The 18,783-nt window shown below is 60.5% G+C and carries 16 protein-coding genes; 6 read left to right on the top strand and 10 right to left on the bottom strand.

Features of this window, described 5'->3' with window-relative positions; genetic code table 11:
• The first annotated feature begins 45 nt into the window (after window positions 1–45).
• Window positions 46–522, top strand: coding sequence for a MarR family winged helix-turn-helix transcriptional regulator (locus tag VK98_RS15075; protein ID WP_048414820.1), 477 nt, complete (start codon window positions 46–48; stop codon window positions 520–522).
• Window positions 519–1,013, top strand: a complete 495-nt coding sequence (locus VK98_RS15080) for a hypothetical protein (RefSeq protein WP_048414821.1) — start codon at window positions 519–521, stop codon at window positions 1,011–1,013. The genes VK98_RS15075 and VK98_RS15080 overlap by 4 nt, the downstream gene beginning before the upstream one ends.
• A gap of 141 nt (window positions 1,014–1,154) precedes the next feature.
• Here VK98_RS15080 and VK98_RS15085 read toward each other — a convergent pair whose 3' ends face one another.
• The 4 genes from VK98_RS15085 to VK98_RS15095 all read right to left on the bottom strand — a co-directional run bounded on the left by VK98_RS15085 (window position 1,155) and on the right by VK98_RS15095 (window position 7,169).
• Complete coding sequence (locus tag VK98_RS15085) at window positions 1,155–1,667, bottom strand: hypothetical protein (RefSeq protein WP_156187890.1); 513 nt, start codon at window positions 1,665–1,667, stop codon at window positions 1,155–1,157.
• Window positions 1,668–2,142: 475 nt separating this feature from the next.
• Entirely contained in the window at window positions 2,143–3,051 is a 909-nt protein-coding gene (locus VK98_RS23410; protein WP_082159048.1) for an SIR2 family protein, read from the bottom strand.
• 4 nt (window positions 3,052–3,055) lie between these two features.
• Window positions 3,056–4,165, bottom strand: a complete 1,110-nt coding sequence (locus tag VK98_RS23415) for a ParA family protein (RefSeq protein WP_231589292.1) — start codon at window positions 4,163–4,165, stop codon at window positions 3,056–3,058.
• A gap of 172 nt (window positions 4,166–4,337) precedes the next feature.
• Window positions 4,338–7,169 (bottom strand): valine--tRNA ligase, encoded by a 2,832-nt coding sequence (locus VK98_RS15095; protein ID WP_048414823.1) that lies wholly within the window; start codon window positions 7,167–7,169, stop codon window positions 4,338–4,340.
• A 117-nt stretch (window positions 7,170–7,286) separates the two neighbouring features.
• On the opposite strand from VK98_RS15095, the gene VK98_RS15100 reads away from it, so the two are divergent.
• The 3 genes from VK98_RS15100 (at window position 7,287) to VK98_RS15110 (ending at window position 12,868) form a co-directional block, all read left to right on the top strand.
• On the top strand, window positions 7,287–8,513 hold the full coding sequence (locus VK98_RS15100) for a diguanylate cyclase (RefSeq protein ID WP_048414824.1): 1,227 nt from the start codon (window positions 7,287–7,289) through the stop codon (window positions 8,511–8,513).
• 355 nt (window positions 8,514–8,868) lie between these two features.
• The gene (locus VK98_RS15105; protein ID WP_082159050.1) at window positions 8,869–10,755 is read left to right on the top strand and encodes an amidohydrolase; all 1,887 of its coding nucleotides are present in this window, start codon (window positions 8,869–8,871) and stop codon (window positions 10,753–10,755) included.
• 277 nt (window positions 10,756–11,032) lie between these two features.
• Window positions 11,033–12,868: an amidohydrolase gene (locus VK98_RS15110; RefSeq protein WP_048414825.1), complete on the top strand. Its 1,836-nt coding sequence runs from the start codon at window positions 11,033–11,035 to the stop codon at window positions 12,866–12,868.
• A gap of 360 nt (window positions 12,869–13,228) precedes the next feature.
• Here the strand turns inward: VK98_RS15110 and VK98_RS15115 are convergent, their stop codons facing one another.
• The 3 genes from VK98_RS15115 to VK98_RS15125 form a co-directional block, all read right to left on the bottom strand.
• Window positions 13,229–13,561, bottom strand: a complete 333-nt coding sequence (locus VK98_RS15115; RefSeq protein ID WP_048414826.1) for a multidrug efflux SMR transporter — start codon at window positions 13,559–13,561, stop codon at window positions 13,229–13,231.
• A complete protein-coding gene (locus VK98_RS15120) occupies window positions 13,562–14,014 on the bottom strand; it encodes a multidrug/biocide efflux PACE transporter (protein WP_048414827.1) in 453 nt (150 codons plus the stop codon).
• A 93-nt stretch (window positions 14,015–14,107) separates the two neighbouring features.
• Window positions 14,108–14,557: a multidrug/biocide efflux PACE transporter gene (locus VK98_RS15125; protein WP_048414828.1), complete on the bottom strand. Its 450-nt coding sequence runs from the start codon at window positions 14,555–14,557 to the stop codon at window positions 14,108–14,110.
• Window positions 14,558–14,762: 205 nt separating this feature from the next.
• Between VK98_RS15125 and VK98_RS15130 the strand changes: the two genes are divergently transcribed.
• Complete coding sequence (locus VK98_RS15130) at window positions 14,763–15,623, top strand: LysR family transcriptional regulator (RefSeq protein WP_048414829.1); 861 nt, start codon at window positions 14,763–14,765, stop codon at window positions 15,621–15,623.
• 45 nt (window positions 15,624–15,668) lie between these two features.
• On the opposite strand, the gene VK98_RS15135 is transcribed toward VK98_RS15130, so the two are convergent.
• The 3 genes from VK98_RS15135 to speA form a co-directional block, all read right to left on the bottom strand.
• On the bottom strand, window positions 15,669–16,103 hold the full coding sequence (locus VK98_RS15135; RefSeq protein ID WP_048414830.1) for a hypothetical protein: 435 nt from the start codon (window positions 16,101–16,103) through the stop codon (window positions 15,669–15,671).
• A gap of 74 nt (window positions 16,104–16,177) precedes the next feature.
• Complete coding sequence (locus tag VK98_RS15140) at window positions 16,178–16,636, bottom strand: RICIN domain-containing protein (protein ID WP_197083060.1); 459 nt, start codon at window positions 16,634–16,636, stop codon at window positions 16,178–16,180.
• Between the two features lie 265 nt (window positions 16,637–16,901).
• Window positions 16,902–18,782: an arginine decarboxylase gene (gene speA, locus VK98_RS15145; RefSeq protein ID WP_048414831.1), complete on the bottom strand. Its 1,881-nt coding sequence runs from the start codon at window positions 18,780–18,782 to the stop codon at window positions 16,902–16,904.
• Window position 18,783: the final 1 nt, after the last annotated feature.

Here is an 18,783-nt window from a genome sequence, read left to right on the forward strand (position 1 = left end):
ACCAGTTGTCAATAATGGCAACCAGTTGTCAAATAGGAGAAACCCATGCCCCCAAGCCAAAGCGATCACCGTCAACGCATTACCGACCTGATGCTGCTGATCTTCCGCCTGAACGGCACCCTGCTGGAAAGAGGCGACCAGCTGGTGGCCCACCTGGGCATCAACAGCGCGCGCTGGCAGGTGCTCGGCGCGGCGGGCCTGGCCGGCGAGGCGCAAACCGCGCCGCAGATCGCCGCCCGCATGGGCATCAGCCGCCAGGGCGCGCAAAAGCAGCTGCACAAGCTGGTGGAGGAAGGCTATTTCGAAGTGCTGCCCAATCCCCAGCACGCCCGCTCCCCGCTGTACCGGCTAAGCGCCAAGGGCGAACGCACCGTGGCCGGCACCCAGCGCAGCCAGGCGCTGTGGACGGCGCAACTGGCGCAACAACTGCCGGACGCGGATTTCGAATCCGCCTGCCAAACCCTGCAACAATTGCTGCGCACGCTGGACACGCTCAGCCCCCCCATTGGAGAAGAGCCATGAACCGCACGCTCAAACTGATTCACTTCATCGCGCTGGCCTTGTTCCTGGGCAGCATTCCGGCCTGGATCGTACTGTCCGAAACCGGCCCGGCCGCGCCGCCGGCCCTGCTGGCGCAAACGCGGTGGTACATCCATATCGGCACCTGGGCGCTGACCGTGCCCGGCCTGTGGCTGATGCTGATCAGCGGCCTGCTGTTGGGCTACCGGCGTTACGGCCTGCGCAATCGCTTCTTCCAGCTCAAGCTGGGCCTGACGCTGGTGATTCTGCTCAACGCCTCCTTCGTGGTGGCGCCGGCGGTGGATCAGGCCTACCTGCTGGCGCAAGCCGCGCTGCCCGCCAGCGCCGTGGGCGCGGACTTCCACGCCGCGACTTTGCGCGAGGCGATAGGCGGCGGGCTCAACATCCTGCTGATCGTGGCCACCGCCGCCGTCGGGGTTTGGCGGCCCGGCGTTCGCGCTCGCGCGGCGGGAAGCATCCCGTCAGTTGGCTGAGGCTTGAGCATGAAGCCGTATGAGCGGCTCCGCTCACACCTGTTCTTTTTCAATAAAATGCCCCGCCAGCGTCAGCAGGCGGGGCATTTTACAATCAGCTCAAGCACGGTTTGACCCAGGCCAAGCCGCGCTTAAACCCGCTCAACGCCTACGCTTGCGCTCCAACCACGCCATCAGATCCCGGCTGCGCTGCAATTGGTGCATCGCCTCCACGTGGCGATACAGGTTCAACTGCCGCCCGGCCACGCACAGCAAGGTCTCCAGGTAGTTGAAAAAGCCGCGGCGCAAACCGTTGCGGTGGCTGCGGTCGCTGTGGTCCATATCTCTGGCAATGCGCAGCAGCAGGCCGCGGCCGGCGTCCAGCTCATTGCTTTTCAGCCACTGCGCCAGGTGCGCGGCGTACTGGCGGCCCAGCATGCAGGCCTCGGCGTAATCCTCGGGTTCGGCCGGCTGCCAGTAATGCGGATGATTTCGCCCCGGAATGAAGCGGACAAAAGGCAGGCGGGTTGCCTTGATTTCCACGGAAGCACAGCGGTACTGCGAGCGCCGCAGCGCCGGCTGTTGCGGAGAAACGCTGTCCTGCTGGACGGCGGGATCCTTGGAATGGGATGGAGTGGATTCGATGTTGGGCATCGGACGGACTGACTTCGCCATTGCAACCTCCTTGAAAGAGAGGGCCTGGCCGACAAGCGCGGCAAGGCGGGCACATGACAAGGCTGGTCTCACCGGTATCTTGGTCCGGCGCGCCCATGGGGCGCCCTTGCCACGGCCCGCCCAGATTTAGGCAAAGCAATAGCAACCGGACACGAAAATGCCGCTTTCGCGGCGTGTCCGCCAAGATACAAGCTCAGGAGACCAGTCCCGGCGCTGTTTGTGTGGCAGCGCAGGGACCATTGTTGGCTAGATGGCGGGGGGAGTCAAGAAGGGAAATAAGCAACTCCACGAATCTAAAAGCAGAATACAACACCATAAACACTTAGTAATAAGTGCTACTTCCCACCAAAAAACTCTCAACCACACTCCATCACATACTCATAGAAAACTTACAACTTTACTCAGCACAGCAATACATCAACAACCACTTCAATAAATAACTCACAACCTCAAATCAGCAACAACCTCTCAAAAATCACGCATCTCCTTCCGAGAAAACCTCTACCCCTTTCGGCACTTCGACAAACAATTCTTTCCGCTTCTGAACTGCCAAATCAGACAGTTGCCTAATGTAATCAACAAGCTGCCCATGGTTATTAGAACTATCATAGGACATAACATACAACTTTCTTAGACTCTTCCAAATATCTGCGACATCATTATCCAACTCCTCCCCCAAAAATATATAGTGCGGCCTCATTTTTGGATATTTTCTCGCAAACGTCTCAACAACAAATGATATTGCGGGATCCTCCATTGAAAACCCAATAAACAAAAAGGTATGAGTCAATAACAAAACATTCAACAAATCCGCATACGCAGGATTTCCGTAAGCAGAAGCCCCATAACTTGATTTATCAAAAATAATTGAATCTTCATCATCAGCAGTTCCATGTAGCTTTATAATATAACTCTCATCGTCCCGCAGCATAGAGAATACGCCGCCATCAACCTTGCACTTTACATTGGGATAATAGGCGTCACCAGTCAAAGGTTGATAGAAAGTCTCCAACAGCTTATCAAAATTTGTTGTTATTATAATTCTTTGCTTCAAAGAGAAAATAGCGCGATGCAAATCAGATGGCTGAGCCGTTTTAGAGAACTCCCTTCTAAGCAACTCACCCCAAGCGGTTGGATTTGCTTTTTTTATAAGCTCACTTGCCAACAGGAAATCCCCTTTTTTCACATACGACTGAACAAGCGCCCTCTTTCCCTCATCCCCTATTGACTGGCTGGCCTTTTCCAAAACCCCCTTCCAATCTTTAAAATTATCACCTGAATCTGTCTTAGCCGAAGCAGAAACACCCGCACCCAAGAACAAAACAACTCGACGATTAGCTACATCTGCCACTAAATCTGAATTAAAAATATCAGACATTTTCATGACCCTAGGCAATAGCCACAATATTTTCCAACAGCCTCTCAGCTATATCTGAATAAATCTCTCTAGCCTGCTTCCTCGTAATTGTATAACTACCACGAAGAGAAACATTGATCATTGGAGTATGTAACGTTTGAGACTTTGGAGCAAGACTGGCCAAATGCTTAACGTCTCCCAGATGTGGGTTTAATTTGGTAGTAGAGTAAAGCCACCCTAAGTTTTTGCTTACCTCATTAGGCAATCTATTTTTAATAGAGGCATAGGCCTCAACCACTCTACGACTTCCTGATTCACTTTTCTCTTTATGCTGCTGCGTCACATAGCCAATAAATTTTATTGCTTTCCTACCAACCGAAAACCCTAATTCCGACGGATCCTCTGCCAACTTTATTCCATTAGCCAACTCTTTATGCCAAACTCTAACTGCCTCGCCAATATTCCTCACGGCCCAAACAGAAAAAATATCAATAGACATTGGAACGAGAAAATTATCAACCGCCATCAAAATAGCTCTATTTATTGCACCAAGCGAAGGCCCCATGTCAAAAAAAACAAAATCGTATTTATCTTTAGCCTTTTTAATTAAATCCAAAAAAACAAATGTTGTTCTAAGTCCTCGAGTACCTCCAGACTTCGCATCCCTCCAATCTTGCGCCAACAAGTCCTCTTTAAGAGCCAACCTTGGATCACCAACAATAATATCACAACCAAATCTTTCAACCCGTTTGACGGGCAAGGTATCTGAGTACCCTTTCCCAATGGAAAGAGGGTGAATGATACTGTATATGGAGTCTACCAATCCATCAGACCCATACATCTCAGAAAATTCATCATCACTCAAAAGATACTGACTTAAATTACACTGAGGGTCCGCATCAACAAGTAATATTTTCGCCCCGGTAGAAAAAGACAACTGCGCCGCCAAATTAGCCATTAATGTTGTTTTACCAACACCTCCCTTATTATTAAAAAAACATATTGACTGTAGACCATTATCTTTTAACCTATTAAAATTACTAAGCGCAACATCTGATATTGGGAAGTTAGCAATCTTCTTTCTAGCCACCATTATCTCCACAATGATTTTAATAACACCACCCAGACACACTTCTACCACAATGACATTGAAATATCAACAAAAACTTATTGAATGCGTAAATTATCGAATTTGTAGCCATTATAAAAAAGTCACGAAGAACACACTCGACTAAATATGACTTACTGATTACTTTACCTATAAAAAAACCCGCCTCGCGGCGGGTTTCTTCACTTCCAGATCAGGCTTAGGTTCAAGCCAGCTTAGCCAACTGCACCTTGATCTTGTCCAGCTTGTCGTTCAACTCGGCCAACTGCGCCTTGTCGCGCTCCACCAGGTGGGCCGGGGCTTTATCGACATAACCCGGCTTCTCCAGCTTGGCGGTGAGCTTGGCCAGTTCGGCTTCCGCCTTGCCCTGCTCTTTGCTCAGGCGCGCGGTTTCCGCCGCCTTGTCCACTTCCACCTTCAGCATCAGGCGGGCGTCGCCGGAGATGGCCACCGGGGCGTCGTCTTCCGGCAGCGCGGCAACGATGGAGCCTTCGGTCAGGCGCGCCAGCAGCTTCAGGTAGGGCACGAAGTCCGCCACCGTGGCGTCGCCAGTTTCGATGAACAGCGGCGCTTTGACCGCCGGGCCGATGCCCATTTCGCCGCGCAGATTGCGCACGGCGTTGACCATGTCCTTGAACGCGTCCATGCGGGCGTTGGCGGCGGCGTTGATCTTGCCGGCGTCCGCCACCGGCCACGGGGCCAGCATGATGGACGGGGCGGTCTTGGCGTTGGCCAGCGGGGCCACGGTCTGCCACAGCTCTTCGGTGATGAAGGGCATCAGCGGGTGGGTCAGGCGCAGCGCCACTTCCAGCACGCGGACGATGGTGCGGCGGGTGGCGCGCTGCTGGGCTTCGTTGCCGGTTTGCAGCTGCACCTTGGCCAGTTCCACATACCAGTCGCAGTACTCGTTCCAGATGAATTCGTAGATGGTCTGGGCGGCAATGTCGAAACGGTAGGTTTCCAGCGCGTTGGTGACGTCGATCTCGGCCTGTTGCAGGCGGCCGATGATCCACTGGTCAACAAAGGAGAACTCCAGCGGCAGGCTTTCGTCCTGGCCGCAGTCCTTGCCTTCCACGTTCATCATCACGAAGCGGGTGGCGTTCCACAGCTTGTTGCAGAAGTTGCGGTAGCCTTCGGCGCGCTTGAAGTCGAAGTTGACGCTGCGGCCCAGGGTGGCGTAGCTGGCCATGGTGAAGCGCAATGCGTCGGTGCCGTAAGCCGGGATGCCTTCCGGGAACAGCTTTTCCGTGGCCTTGGCGATGGCCGGGGCTTTTTCCGGGCGGCGCAGACCGGTGGTGCGCTTGGCCACCAGCGGTTCCAGCGCGATGCCGTCGATCAGGTCCACCGGGTCGATGACGTTGCCCTCGGACTTGGACATCTTCTTGCCTTCGTGGTCCCGCACCATGCCGTGGATGTACACGTCGCGGAACGGCACCTTGCCGGTGAAGTGCTTGGTCATCATGATCATCCGGGCTACCCAGAAGAAGATGATTTCGTAGCCGGTCACCAGCACGTTGGAGGTGAGGAAGGCGCGCAGTTCGGGGGTGTCTTGCGGCCAGCCCAGGGTGGAGAACGGCACCAGGGCGGAGCTAAACCAGGTGTCCAGCACGTCTTGTTCGCGGCGCAGGGTCTTGCCCGGCGCTTGCGCCTGGGCGTCGGCCTCGCTGCGGGCCACGTAGATATTGCCGTCTTCGTCGTACCAGGCCGGGATTTGGTGACCCCACCACAGCTGGCGGCTGATGCACCAGTCCTGGATGTTGTTCATCCACTGGTTGTAGGTGTTGACCCAGTTTTCCGGGATGAAGCGCACTTCGCCGCTTTCCACGGCTTCAATGGCTTTGGCGGCGATGGACTGGCCGGTGGGATCGGGCTTGCCGTCTTGGTCCACGGCCACTTTGTCCATGGCCACGAACCATTGGTCGGTCAGCAGCGGTTCGATCACGGTGCCGGTGCGGTCGCCGCGCGGCACCATCAGTTTGTGCGGCTTGGTCTCCAGCAGATAGCCCTGGGCTTGCAGGTCCGCCAGCATGGCTTTGCGCGCGTCCTGGGTGCTGAGGCCGGCGTAGGCGGCCGGCAGTTCTATCGTGCCCTGGGCGCTGCCGTCGAAGCCGAAGATCTGGGCTTTGGCCAGGATTTTGGCTTCCAGGCTCATCACGTTGATCAGCTGGGTGCTGTGGCGCTTGCCCACCTGGTAGTCGTTGAAGTCGTGCGCCGGGGTGATCTTGACGAAGCCGGTGCCGAACTCCTTGTCCACGTATTCGTCGGCGATCACCGGGATCTGGCGGCCGGTGAGCGGCAGTTCCAGCTGCTTGCCCAGCAGGTGCTGATAGCGCTCGTCGTCCGGGGCGATGGCCACGGCCACGTCTCCCAGCAGGGTTTCCGGACGGGTGGTGGCGACGGTGACGAATTCGTCGCTGCCCACCACCGGGTATTTGATGTGCCACATGTGGCCGTCTTCTTCCTCGGAAACCACTTCGAGGTCGGAGATGGCGGTGCCCAGCTTGGAGTCCCAGTTGGACAGGCGCTTGCCGCGGTAGATCAGACCTTGTTCAAACAGGCGGACGAAGACTTCGGTGACGACTTCGGCGCGGGTGTCGTCCATGGTGAAGTATTCGCGGTCCCAGTCCACGGAGCAGCCGACGCGGCGCATCTGGCTGGTGATGGTGCCGCCGGATTGCTCTTTCCACTCCCACACTTTGGAGGTGAAGGCGTCGCGGCCCAGGTCGTGGCGGTTGACGCCCTGCTCGGCCAGTTGGCGCTCCACCACGATCTGGGTGGCGATGCCGGCGTGGTCGGTGCCGGGCACCCACAGGGTGTTGTCGCCCTTCATCCGGTAATACCGGGTCAGACCGTCCATAATAGTCTGATTGAAGGCGTGACCCATGTGCAGGGTGCCGGTGACGTTGGGCGGCGGCAGCTGGATGGCGAAGGACGGTTTGGCGGTGTCCATGCTGGGTTTGAAGTAGCCGGCCTGTTCCCACTGATCGTACCAGCGACGTTCGATGTCGCCGGGTTCAAAGCTTTTGGCAAGTTCCATGGTGATGAATCGTAGTTCTTCTAGAATGGAAAAAATGGGTCGATTATACCCGGTTTTGGAGCGTTCTCCGAGAGCCGGCGCGGGCGGATCAGGCAGTAGGCATGGGATAAGCGGACGATGAGCGAAGAAACGCGCGTTTTGGTGATTGAAGACAGCATGGTGTTGATCCGTCCCTTGTGCCGCATGGTGGAGGAAATCGGTCTTTCGCCGCTGCCGGTGTGCTCGCTGATCGAGGTGCGCGAGGCGCTGGCGACCGGCCAGCGCTTTTTGGCGGCGGTGGCGGATTACAATCTGCCGGATTCGCCCGACGGCGAGCACTTGCCGCTGCTGTTTCAGCTGGCGATTCCCACCATTGTGCTGACCTCTCGCTCGGACGGCGAGGTGCGCGACCGCATTTTGCAGCTGCCGGTGGTGGACTACGTCAGCAAGGAGAGCCCGGCGGCTTTCGATTACGTGATGCGGATGTTGACCCGCATCCGCAAGAACCCGGGCATCAAGGTGCTGGTGGTGGACGATTCCGCGTCCTACCGCCAGTTTCTGCGCGAAAATCTGGAGCGCCACCGCTACCAGGTGCTGGAGGCGGAGGACGCCAAGCAGGCGCTGGAGATTTTGCACTCCGACAAGCACATCAAGCTGGTGCTGAGCGACAACGACATGCCGGGCATGGACGGGGTGCGCATGACCAGTACGATACGCCGCTTCCTGGATCACGACCGCCTGGCCATCATCGGCATTTCCGGCAACCAGGACCCCACCATGACCACGCGCTTCATCAAGGCCGGGGCGGACGATTTCCTGCAAAAGCCGTTCAACTTCGAGGAGTTTTTCTGCCGCGTCACCCGCAATGTTGAGTTTGTGGAAAACCTGGAATCGCTGAAGGAAACCGCGGACCGCGACCCGCTGACCGGCCTGTCCAACCGCCGGCATTTTTTTGAGAAGGTGATGCAGCTGAAGAACGGCTACGGGGTGGCGGTGCTGGACATCGATCATTTCAAGCGGGTGAACGACCAATACGGCCACGATGTGGGCGATCAGGTGATCTGCAACACCGCGCGGCTGATGGAGCAGTTTTTCCCGGACGGCATCGTCGCGCGCTTCGGCGGCGAGGAGTTCGTGATGCTCAGCCCCAGCCCCATCGAGCTGGACATGGTGTGCCGGCTGGAAAGCCTGCGTCTGGCGATTGAGGGCTGTATCCTGACCACCGCCAAGGGCGGGCTGCGCTACACGGTGAGCATAGGCGTGGCGGCGTCGGACATGCCGGAGATCAGCCGGCTGCTGAAGCTGGCGGACGAGCGGCTGTATCACGCCAAGCAGCATGGCCGCAATCAGGTGTGCGGCGGCTGAGAACCTGTTTACGATCTGCTGCGCTGCGTGGAGCGTTACACGATGAGTACGCCTTCGAAATGCTCATGTACCACGAGTACATTCCGCTTTTCGCTGGTTTTCGCCTCGTCTCGCCCTTGCTCGCGAGACTTTGAACAGGCTTTAAGACCCCGTTCCCGGCCTGCCGCGCTTCGCGAGGCCTGGTTTCGCTTTTGCTCGCTGAACTTTGAACAGCCTCTGAAGCAGCTCCCCGACCGAATGGCCAGTTCGCCGTTTTTTTGCGCCGGGACGCCGCCTATAATGACATCGCTTTTTCCGTTCCTCGCGCGCGGCCCCGCGCTTCCCTCGGAGCCGGCGTTTCAACCGGACATCCGCCATGAGCCATCATCACCCGCACGGACCAGGCTGCGCCTGCTGCACTCTCCCCCTGTTGGCTCAGTTGCACGATGAGCTGTTTGAGCGCCCGGACTGGCAGGACGAGGCCAAACGGCTGATCCGCCAGCAGGAAAAGCGCCTGCTGCCGCCCTCGCCGCCGCAGACGCTGATCATTTACGGCGGCCCCATCCACACGCTGGCCAGCAGCGGGCGACAGACGGTGGACGCCGTCGGCATCGCCAAGGGCCGCATCGTGGCCGCCGGCTCCCGCGAGGAGGTGCGCCAGGCGATGGCCGCCGCCGGTCATAAAAAGCCGGAGGAGATGTCGCTGGAGGGCGCCACGCTGCTGCCCGGCTTCGTCGATCCCCACATGCATATCCTGCCCAGCGCCTTGTTCTCGTCCTGGCAGTACGTGGGCGCCTTCTCCGGCCAGACGCTGAAGCCGGATTACGGCATCGCCGGGGTGGAGGACACGGTGCGCGCGGCGCTGACGGACCCCAAGAAACAGCAAAAGGCCAAGGACGGCACGGCCTGGGTGCTGGGCTTCGGCCTAGACCCTTCGCTGATGCGGGTGTGGACCGAGCCGGACCTGGACTGGTTCGCCCAGTTTGGCGACAAGCATCCGATTTTCCTGATGAACGCTTCCGGCCACATCGGCTACGCCAACGCGCCGGCGCTGGCCAAGGCCGGCATCAGCCCGGAGTGCAAGGGCGTGCTGGTGGAGGAGCAGGTGCTGCAGATGATGCCGGCGCTGCCCTCCCCGTCCCCGGCCGCGCTGCTCGCCAGCATCAGCCAGGTGCTGCACAACGCAGCCAAGATGGGCAACACCACCTTGTTCGACGCCGGCCTGGGCTCCGGCAAGGGAGTGTTCGAGGTTTTGCTGCTGGACCTGGTGGCCCAGACCGCGCTGAACCCGGTGCGCATCGCCGCCGCGCTGTTCTCCAATGAAACCCGGCAGATGGACGAGTGGACGCGGCTGTTCCGTCCGGACCTGGACGGCATGGAGGACAAGCGCTTCAGCATCAAGGCGCTGAAACTGGTGTCGGACGGCTCCAACCAGGGGCTGACCGGCTATCAGACCGAGGCCTACAAATGCTATCCGCAGCACCAGGTGCCGAACGTGCCGGCCACCGGCCTATTCAATTTCCGCCCGCCCAGCGCCTTTACCCCGCATTTGCGGCAGGCGGTGGAGCACGGCTGGCCAGCCATGGTGCACGCCAACGGCGACCGCGCCATCGACGAGGTGCTGCAGGCTTACGAGCACGCGCTCAACCACCCCGCCGCGCCGCTGCGCCCGGATTGCGCCGGCATGCGGTTGCGCCACCGCATCGAGCACGCCTCGCTGTTGACCGACGAACACATTTCCCAGATGGCGCAGCTGCAGCTGTCGCCCAGTTTTCTGATCGGCCACGTCGGTTATTGGGGCAGCGCCTTCCAGCAAACCATTCTGGGCGAGGCGCGCGCCAAGCTGCTGGACCGCTGCCTGTCCGCCAAGCGCGCCGGCCTGCGCATCAGCCTGCATTCCGATCACTTCGTCACTCCGCTGGGCGGCCTGCGCATGATGGAGCAGGCGATTTTCCGCGTGATGGAGGCGGCGCCGGAACAGGCCGGCGGCAAGCCGGCGCTGAACCCGGCGGAACGGCTGGACCGGCTCAGCGCCTTGCGCGCGGTGACGCTGGACGCGGCCTGGCAATGCCATATGGACCACATCGTCGGCTCGCTGGAGCCGGGCAAGCTGGCGGACCTGGTGGTGCTGGAGCAGGACCCGCTGGACCCGGCGGTGAGCAATCTGCGCGACATCGCGGTGCTGCAGACCTGGCGTTCCGGCGCGCCGGTGTATCTGCACGCCAAGCTGGGTTGCGCGACGGAGTCGGCGCCGCCGGCCTGAGAACCTGTTCAAAGTCCGCTGCGCTTCGTGAAGCCTTGCACGGCGAGTACCAGCTCAAAATGCTCATGTACCCCTCGTACATTCCGCTTTTTCGCTAGTTTTCGCCTTGTCTCGCTCTTGCTCGCGAGACTTTAAACAGGCTCTGCGCCGCCGTTGACCCCGGCGCGCGCCGGCCTTTTGTTCAGCTTTTGTCAGCTCCGCCATATTGCCAACGGCATATAATTCGCTCTGTGCGCGGCGTCGCCGCGCCGTCCGACGCCATGCACAGGAGCGCCCCATGTCCCTCCCCCATCAGCCCGGCTGCGCGTGCTGCACGCTGCCCAGCCTGTCCTCGCAACTGAATGAACTGCAACACCATAACTGGACCGAAAGCCTGGCCAGCCTGATCCGCACCGCCGCCGAGCGCGCCAAGCTGGCGCTGCATCAGGACGCGGCCATCTTCCACGGCGGGCCGATCTACACGCTGCAAGGCGGCCAGCCCGGCCGGGTGGAGGCCTTGGGCATCGTGCACGGCAAAGTGATGTCGGTGGGCAGCCTGCGGCAGGTGGAGACCGATATGCAGGCCCACCCTCGCGCCGAGCGCATCGACCTGCACGGCAAGACCTTGCTGCCGGGCATGATAGATCCGCACATGCACATCCTGCCCAGCGCGCTGTACCGCAACTGGATCAATCTGTGCCCGTTCGAGGGCCAGACCCTGCGCCCGGGCTACAATCTGGGCTGGATTGCCGGACAGTTGCGCGAGCAGCTGCCCAGCCATAGCGGCCACACGCTGAACGGCGCTCAACGCTGGCTGACCGGCTTCGGCGTGGACCCGTCGCTGATGACGGAATGGCAGGAACCGGACCTGGACTTCCTCGACAGCATCAGTTCAGAGGTGCCGATTTTCCTGATCAACGCCTCCGGCCACCTGGGCTACGCCAACTCCGCGGCGGTGAAACTGGCCGGGCTGGACCCCAAGGGCAAGGGCGTGACCACCGAGTCCGACGTCGCCAAGGTGCTGACGGTGATCCCCGGCCTGGCCGCGCCGCACATACTGGCCAAGATTCAGGAGATCCTGCACGACGCCGCCGCCAACGGCATCACCACGCTGTTCGACGCCGGCCTGGGCGCCGGCCTGGGGCCGCTGGAAATCACCCTGCTGCGCGCCTTCGCGCAAAGCCCGCTGGCGCCGGTGCGCATCGGCGCCGCGCTGTACTGCAACCAGGACTGGATGCAGGAGCAGTGGCTGCAAACCTATCAGCTCAACCACAACAAGCACGACGACGACCGCTTCAGCGTCCGCGCGCTCAAGCTGATCGCCGACGGCTCCAATCAGGGCCTGACCGGCTACCAGTCGCAGGATTATTGCTGCGCGGGTGAGCACCATGTGCCCGGCGTCTCGCCGCGCGGCCTGTTCAACTTCGAGCCGCCGATCACCTTCGCCGCCCAGCTGCAACGCGCGCTGAACGCCGGCTGGCCGGTGCTGGTGCACGCCAACGGCGACCAGGCGGTGGATTACGTGCTGGCCGGCTTCGAGCTGGCGCTGTACGACGAACACGCCAAGGACGGCGCGCCCAACCCCAAACTGGCGCTGCGCTCGCGCATCGAGCATTGCTCGCTGTTGAGCGACGCCAGCATCGCCGCCATGGCGCGGCTGAAGCTGTCGCCCAGCTTCCTGATCGGCCATGTCGGCTATTGGGGCCAGGTGTTCAAGACCACCATTCTGGGCCGCGAACGCGCCCAAATGCTGGACCGCTGTCAGTCCGCGCTCAAGGCCGGCCTGCGCATCAGCCTGCATTCGGACCACTTCGTGTCGCCGCTGGGCACCTTGCGGATGATGGAACAGGCGGTGACGCGGGTGATGGAGGCGGACCCGGAGCGCCAGCCGCTGAACCCGGCGGAATGCCTGGAGCGCATCGCCGCGCTGCGCGCGGTGACGCTGGACGCCGCCTGGCAATGCCATATGGACCACATCGTCGGCTCGCTGGAGCCGGGCAAGCTGGCGGACCTGGCCATCCTGGAGCAGGACCCGCTGGACCCGGCGGTGCCGGTGGGCACGCTGCGCGACATCCGCGTGCATCAAACCTGGCTGGCCGGCAAACCGGTCTATCAAAACCCCAAGACCCACTAAGAACCTGTTTACGATCTGCTGCGCGTCAGTAGAGACATTGTGCGATGAGTGCCCGCTTCGAAATGCTCATGTACCACTTGTACATTCCGCTTTCTCAGCGGTTTTCGCCTTGTCTCGCCTTAGCTCGCGAGATCGTAAACACGTTCTAAGACCCGCTAACAAAACCCCTGATCCTGCGTTGCGCCTCCTTGTCGTACTACGGGTACTGCCTGCATCGGCGCGCCTTGGCTCAGGTTCTCTGCGTGGTTTTGTTCGCGGCTCTAAGCGGCGGCGCCGCGCAAAACAAAACCGGCCGGGGAATCCCGGCCGGTTTTTGCGTCTGCCCCTCTTCCGCGCGGCGGATAGAGCCGAAGCGCCGATTCAGTGCGCCACCGATTTGGACATCAGATTCATCACCAACACCCCGGCCACGATCAGGCCCATGCCTATCATCGCCGGCGCGTCCAGCTTCTGGCCGTACATGACCCAGCCGACGATGGAAACCAGCACGATGCCGACGCCGGACCACAGCGCGTAAGCCACGCCCACCGGAATCTGGCGCAGGGTCAGCGACAGCATGTAGAAGGCCAGCATGTAGCCGGCGGCGGTCAGCAAGGACGGCCCCAGGCGGGTGAAGCCCTCGGACGCTTTCAGCGAGGAGGTGGCGATCACCTCGCTGACGATGGCCACGGCCAGAAACAACCAGGTTTTCATTCAAGACTCCAGTTCGGCGCACGGCTTGCCGCCGCGCTCGCGCAGCCTGGCGCGCAAGGCGTCGTACAGCCAGTTGAAGATATAAGTGTAAGGCAGGAAGAAGGCGAAGAAGCCCAAATCCAGCAGGAAGGCCTGCCAGTAGCTGACGTCCAGCCACCACGCCGCCAGCGGCACCAGCAGAATCACCAGGCCGCCCTCGAACATCAGCGCGTGCAGGCAGCGCACCGCGGTGGTGCGGGTCCAGCCCATCAAGGCCTCCAGGCGGTCGAACAGCATATTGAACACCACGTTCCAAGACATGGCCGCCGTCGACATCATGAAGGCCAGCGCGCCCATATGCAGCAGGCTTTGTTCCATCAGCAATGAGGCGATAGGCACCAGCAAGGCCATCGCGCACAGTTCGTACAGCACGGCGTGGAAGCCGCGCTCCAGCCAGGATTTTTGTTTGTTCATGTTATTTCCCAATCATGACCGTTTAAAGAATGCCTTATTCTGATTGGTTTTTCGGATGGGTAAAAAATAATTACCATCGGAAAATCCGATAAATTAAATCAAGCCCGCCCGCGCGCGGTTCAAGCGGTTCAACAAGCTGGCGCGCAAGCCGTCGTACAGCCAGTTGAAGACGAAGGTGTAAGGCAGGAAGAACAGGAAGAAGCCGATGTCCAGCAGGAAGGCCTGCCAGTAGCTGACTTCCAGCCACCACGCCACCAGCGGCACCAACAGCACCACCAGCCCGCCTTCGAACAACAAGGCGTGCGCCACGCGCAGCGCCGGGGTACGCACCCAGCCGCGCAGCCGCTCCAGCCGCTCGAACAAGGCGTTGAACACGATGTTCCAGCTCATCGCCACCGTGGTCATCATCAGGGCCAGCACGCCGATCTGCGCGGTGTCCTGGCTCAGCAGCCAGCTGGCCATCAGCATCAGCAGCATGACGGCGCACAGTTCGTAGACAATGGCGTAGAAGGCGCGCTCCGGCCAGGATTTCTTCACTTGCATCGATTCTCCTTAAAAATCTGCTGCGCTTCGGCGGAATGGATATGAAAACCAGCTCGAAACGCTCATGTCCCGCATGTGCATTCCGCTTTCCCAGCTGTTTTCGCCCTGGCTCGCCAGACTTTGAACACCAGGTTTGCAGGGCAATGACGCGATTTTTATTGGTTTTTCGGATAGGATAAAGATAGGTTTAATCGGAGAAACCGATATGAGTATGTCGCTGGACGCGCTGGCGGCCTTCGCCAACGCCGCCGAACTGGGTTCGTTTTCCGCCGCGGCGCGGCGGCTGGGCAAGAGCCAGTCCACCATCAGCGAGGCCATCGCCAATCTGGAGATCGACCTGGCGGTGCAGCTGTTCGACCGCGGCAGCCGCCAGCCGGCGCTGACCCAGGCCGGCCGCCACCTGCTGGGCTATGCGCGGCAGATGCTGGCCATCGGCGATGAGTTGAACCAGCAGGCGCGATTGATGACCGCCGGGCTGGAGCCGCGGCTGACCCTGGTGCTGTCGGACACTTACCAGTCTTCGCGTTTTCAGGAAGTGACGCAGCAATTGGAGCAGAACTTCGAGGCGCTGGAGCTGGAATGCCTGGTGGGCGAGCAGGACGATGTGCTGGACTTGATCCAGACCGGACGCGCGCATCTGGGCTGCATGGCGGCGCAGAAGCAGTACCCGGCCGATATCGGCCACGCCACGCTGGGCGAGGTCAGCGAGGTGGCGCTGTACGTGGCGCGCAACCACCCGCTGGCGACTTTGGAACAGGTGGACCGGCAGGCGCTGAGCCGCTACCGCGAGCTGCGGCTGAACACCTATACCGAGAGCAAGCCGGAGACGCTGAGCCGGCGCTGCTGGTTTGCGCCCAGCTATCTGATGCTGCTGGAAATGGCGATTCTGGGCGCCGGCTGGGCCGAGCTGCCGCGCTGGCTGGCGGATTCCTTCGGCGCGGAGCGGCTGCGGGAGCTGCGCGCGCCGGGCTGGCCCAAGGCGCGCCACATCGACCTGGTGTGGTCGCGGCGGCGGCCGCTGGGCCTGGCCGCGGTCTGGGTGCGCGAGCAGTTGCTGCGCTCTTGAAAACGCCGCCGCGCCATGGCGCCAGGCGCGGCGGATGACGAGGACTCAGCCGCCGGGCACGGTCATCGGCCGCAGAATCCACATCGGCGGCCGGCCGGGGTGCAGCTTGCGCAGCCGCAAGGTCGGCGGAAAGATTTTTTCCATGCCGAAACCAAAGGCCAGGGCGCGGTCCGCCAGGCAGACGATGTCGCCCGGCTGGGAGAACACATCCCAGCGCTGATTGGGCAGCGCGGGTTCCGGCAGCAGGTCCAGTTGCAGCGGCGAGCCGTCGGCCACTTCATTGGCGGCGATCACCAATTGATTGCCGCTGGTGGCCAGCGCGAACAAGCCCCGGTCGAAATCGATATTGAACAAGGCGGCGAAATTGTTCTGGAACGGCTGCAGGCTGAGCCGCGCGCCCCTGATCGAGTCGTCGGCCACAATGGCGTAATCCGGAAAATAGGCCGAGGTGATGAAGTACGAAGTGCTGCTGAAGCCCATCTCTTGCTCCTTCCGTAAACCCAAAAAAACGGCGGCGGGCCATGCCGCCCGCCGCCGCGATTTTTGCCTTGCGCTTATTCAGCGGTTTCCAGCACCAGTTCCGAACGTTGCGCCGAGGTCAGCGGCTTGAGCGCCCATTGCTGCGCCGGCGAAGCGTTGAACTCGTACAGCCAGATCAGGCTGCCCACGCCGCCGCGGCTCTGGTTGTCGATCACCAGATTGGGGTTTTGACGGCTGGAGATAAAGCCCGGACGGGAGAACAGATCCCATTGCTGGCTGAGCGAGGACGGGTTGTACGGACGCAGCACCAGCGGCTTGCCGCTGGACAGGTCGGAAATGTCGATCACCAGTTGGTTGCCGCTGGTGGACAGCGCCAGCACGCCGCTGGCGAAGTCGATGTTGAACAGCGAGAGGAAGTTGCCCTGAATGGGCTGCAGGTACAGCTGGGAACCGCTCATCGAATCTTTGGCGGTAATGCCCAACGCGGTGTTTTGGCTATAGGTGAGGAAGTAAGGAACGCTAGAGAAAGACATATGGCAACCCCCATGTTTATGCCAATCAATTATTGGCTTTCTCAAACTAGCAAGCTTTTCCCGCATTGCAAGCGCCCGCTCGAAACCGGCAGCGCCCGGCGTAAAATTCACGCAAAAATCCTAGAAAAAACACAAACTTAGGCAGCCATAGGTGAAATTGCTTAATTTCGTCCAGCACAGGATGGTCTGTCCGCGCACAGACGACGACGCCAATGAAAACAGCCGGGCGTCGCCCGGCTGTCTTGTTAGCGCTTGCTGAGTCGAATCAGACCGACAGGTAAGACGACTGCTTCAGGCCGCGGCAGAACTCGGCGAAGAACAGGCTGCGTTCTTCGCTGCTGAGGTCCGCGGCGCGGGACTTGGCTTCGTAGCGGTTGAGGATGTCCTCCGGCGACAGGTGCACATAGCGCAGCATGTCTTCGATGGTGTCGTGCTCTTCCACGCCGGAGAACTCCAGTTCGCCGCCGTCGCGCACATAGACGTTGACCGAGTCGGTGTCGCCGAACAGATTGTGCATATCGCCCAGGATTTCCTGGTAAGCGCCCACCAGGAACACGGCGATCAGATACTCATCGCCCTGCTTCACCTCGTGCACGGACAGGCTGGACTCGATGCTCTGCTGGTCCACGTACTGCTTGAGCTTGCCGTCGGAATCGCAGGTCAGGTCTTGCAGCACCGCGCGGCGCGTCGGCTGCTCGTTCAGACGGTGCAGCGGGGTGATCGGCAGGATCTGATCGATGGCCCAAGTGTCCGGCAGGCTCTGGAACACCGAGAAGTTGCAGAAGTACTTGTCGGCCAGGCGGTCGGTCAGCTCGTCGTACACCTGGCGCTGCGAACGCTGGCTGGCTTGCAGCTGGCTGTGCAGGCGGCGGCACAGCGCGGCGTGCACGTCTTCGGCCAGCGCCTTTTCCTTCAGCGACAGGCGGCCGGCGGCGTACAGATCGGTGACTTCCGACACGTAGTGGCTTGCGCGGTAGTAGATTTCAGTGACCAGGTCGTCGTCGTTGAGCTGCACCAGCTCAAACAGCTTGCGCACCGGCTGCGACAACGCGGCGATGTCGTCCACCTGCGGCACTTCGTCCGGCAGGCGCTCGACATCGGTCACGTTCATGATCAGCACCGCGTGGTGGGCGGTCATCGCGCGGCCGGATTCGGACAGGATGCGCGGATGCGGAATGCCGTTCTCGCCGCAGAACTCGGACAGCATGGAGACGATCACGTGCGCGTACTCGTCCATGTCGTAGTTGATCGAGCTGTCGTTGCGCGAATGGGTGCCGTCGTAATCCACGCCCAGGCCGCCGCCCACGTCCACGTGATCAATGGGCAGGCCCAGCGCGCGCAGTTCGGCGAAATAGCGAATGGCTTCGCCGAAACCGCTGCGGTAATCGCCGATGTGGGCGATCTGCGACCCCATGTGGAAGTGCATCAGGCGCACGCAGTCGGCCAGGCCGGCTTCGGTCAGCTTGTCCGCGGCGGAAATCAGTTGGCCGGCGGACAGGCCGAATTTGCCCTTCTCGCCGCCGGTGTCCGCCCATTTGCTGGACGCCAGCGAGGACAAACGCACGCGCATGCCGATATTGGGACGAATGCCCAGCTTGCGGGATTCGTCGATCACCAATTCGACTTCCGACTCTTTCTCGATGACGATGAACACCTGGTGGCCCAGACGCTCGCCCATCAGGGCCAGACGGATGTAGTCGCGGTCCTTGTAGCCGTTGCAGACGATGGTGCAGCCCTTGGGCGCCAGCGCCAGCACCGCCATCAGTTCCGGCTTGGAGCCGGCTTCCAGGCCGATGGACACGTCAGGCGTGGCGATGATGCTCTTCACCACCGCTTCTTGCTGGTTGACCTTGATCGGATAGATGGCGGTATAACGGTTGCCGTAGCCTTGTTCGGCGATGGCCTTGTCGAAGGCCGCGCACAGACGGGTAACGCGGTCTTGCAGAATATCCGGAAAACGAACCAGCAGCGGCAGGTCCAGGCCCTTGCCGGACAGCTCGCCCACCAGGCGGTGCAGGTCGATTTCCTTATTTTGGCGCACATTCGGACGCACGACGATATTGCCGTTGGCGCCCATGTCGAAGTACCCCGCTCCCCAATGCCGGATGCCGTACAACGCCCGGCTATCAGCCACAGACCAAGCCATG

Origin of the sequence: Chromobacterium sp. LK11, from assembly GCF_001043705.1 — a bacterium.
Classification (GTDB): Bacteria; Pseudomonadota; Gammaproteobacteria; order Burkholderiales; family Chromobacteriaceae; genus Chromobacterium; species Chromobacterium alkanivorans.